This window comes from Bradyrhizobium sp. P2_E8 (assembly GCF_056403875.1).
The window spans coordinates 1-1,791 of record NZ_JBFUES010001284.1; the positions used below are offsets into that span (position 1 = coordinate 1).

Sequence of the window (1,791 nt, forward strand, 5' to 3'; positions counted from 1 at the left end):
GCGCTACATCGTGCAACGGTTGCTCATGAAGGGCGATGGTGCGCCGCTGAGTGATGACGATCTGCTGTTTACCAGTGGACGTCTCGATTCACTCGACGCTGTCGAGCTCATCATGAGCATTGAAACCGACTATGGGATCAATTTCTCCGACATTGGTTTCGACTTGACGCGCCTGGACTCGATTTCGGCCATCGCCGGTTTGGTGGAGCAGCCATCGACCGCGTCTGCCTAGATCCGCTCGCAACGATGTTGCCACTCGAGCACCCCGCATGTGCGGCCCAGCGTTGCACGCTGCGCCGCGTCCGGGGACACGAGAGCTACTGCACATCCATCTGCAAACCTTCCTTCTGGATGATGCCGGCGAACTTCTTCGTCTCGGCGTCCACGAAGTCGGCGAACTGCTGCGGCGTGCCGTAGTCGGCGCGGGCGCCCATGGCGGCGATGTTCTTCTTGATGTCGTCGCGCTCCAGCATCGCCTTCACTTGAAGGTTGAGCGCTTCGAGCACCCCGGCGGGGACGCCTTTCGGCAGGAACACTGCGAACCAGGACGAGACGTCGAAATTGGCCAGCTCCGGCGCGCTCTCGCGCATCGTCGGCAGGTTCGGCGCGAGGTCGCTGCGCTCGGTGGTGGTCACGCAGAGGCCGGTGAGCGTGCCGTTCTGGACCTGCGGAAGGCTCGGATAGAGGTTGTCGAACAGGATCTGGATGTCGCCGGCGAGCGCGGCCTGGAGCGCGGGACCTGCGCCGCGGAACGGGATGTGCGTCATCTTCAGCCCGGTGAGCTGGAGAAACCAGGCGCCGGTGAGGTGAGGGCTCTGGCCGACGCCGGAGGAGGCATAGCTGAGCTTGTCCGGATTGGCCTTGAGATAGGCGATCAGCTCGGCGACCGACTTGATGCCGGTCTTCGGATGCGCCGAGACGATGTTCGGGATCCGGATCATGTTGGAGACCGGCTGGAGCTGGTCCGGCTTGTAGGTGRGGTTCTTGAAGATGCTGTAGGCGATCGCGTTCGGCCCGGGATTGCCGATCAGGATGGTGTGGCCATCCGGCTTGGCGCGAACTACCTCGGCGGTGCCGATCGTGCCGCCGCCGCCGGAGCGGTTTTCCACGTCGGCCGACTGGCCCCAGGCGGTTTGCAGGTGGGCGGCCAGGAGCCGGCCCATGACGTCGGTCGAACCGCCGGCCGCAGCCGGCACGACCAGGCGGACGTTTTCGGTGGGCTTCCAGTCCGCCAGGCTCGATCGCGGCAGGATCGCTGCGGCCGACAGGCCGGCAGCGCCGGTGAGCACGCGGCGGCGGGACAACAACGTTTTCGGCACGAATCCACTCCCTGCTTCTTGTTTTGCAGGGAGCGTATGGAACCCGGCGCGCAACGGCAAGCCGCGCGCGAGCGCAAGTGCCGTGCGAAGGGCGGCACGACGCCGCAGGCTGAAGGCTCAGTTAAAGCTGAGCAGCTTGAACAGCGGCGTGAGGTAGCTCATCTCCTGGCCCGACGTCGGCGTGGTGCGGCTGATGAAGTCGAAGATCTTGCCGTCCTGGAGGCCGTAATTCGCCAGCCGGCGCACGCGCCGGTTCTTGTCGAAGTAGATCGCGATCACGCGCTGATCGACCACCTGCTGATTCATGAACGCGACTTTGCGCTCGGAGCGCTGCGAGATGTAGTAGAAGACCTCGCCGTCGAGGGTCGCGACCGTGGAGGGCGTGCCCATCACGATCAGCACCTGGTCCTGGCTTGCGCCGATCGGAATCTGCTCGAGCGCACCGGGCGGCAGGATGTAGCCCTTCTGGAAC

Annotated in this window: 3 protein-coding genes; 1 reads left to right on the forward strand and 2 read right to left on the reverse strand. The window is 64.7% G+C overall.

The window, feature by feature from the left end; genetic code table 11:
• Window positions 1–232, forward strand: a 232-nt coding sequence (locus AC1D00_RS39580) for an acyl carrier protein (RefSeq protein WP_477014426.1), incomplete at its 5' end; no start/stop codon positions are given.
• 85 nt (window positions 233–317) lie between these two features.
• On the opposite strand, the gene AC1D00_RS39585 is transcribed toward AC1D00_RS39580, so the two are convergent.
• Together AC1D00_RS39585 and AC1D00_RS39590 are read right to left on the reverse strand one after the other, a co-directional pair.
• Complete coding sequence (locus AC1D00_RS39585) at window positions 318–1,319, reverse strand: Bug family tripartite tricarboxylate transporter substrate binding protein (RefSeq protein ID WP_477014427.1); 1,002 nt, start codon at window positions 1,317–1,319, stop codon at window positions 318–320.
• A gap of 117 nt (window positions 1,320–1,436) precedes the next feature.
• Window positions 1,437–1,791, reverse strand: a 355-nt coding sequence (locus AC1D00_RS39590; protein ID WP_477014428.1) for an outer membrane protein assembly factor BamE, incomplete at its 5' end; no start/stop codon positions are given.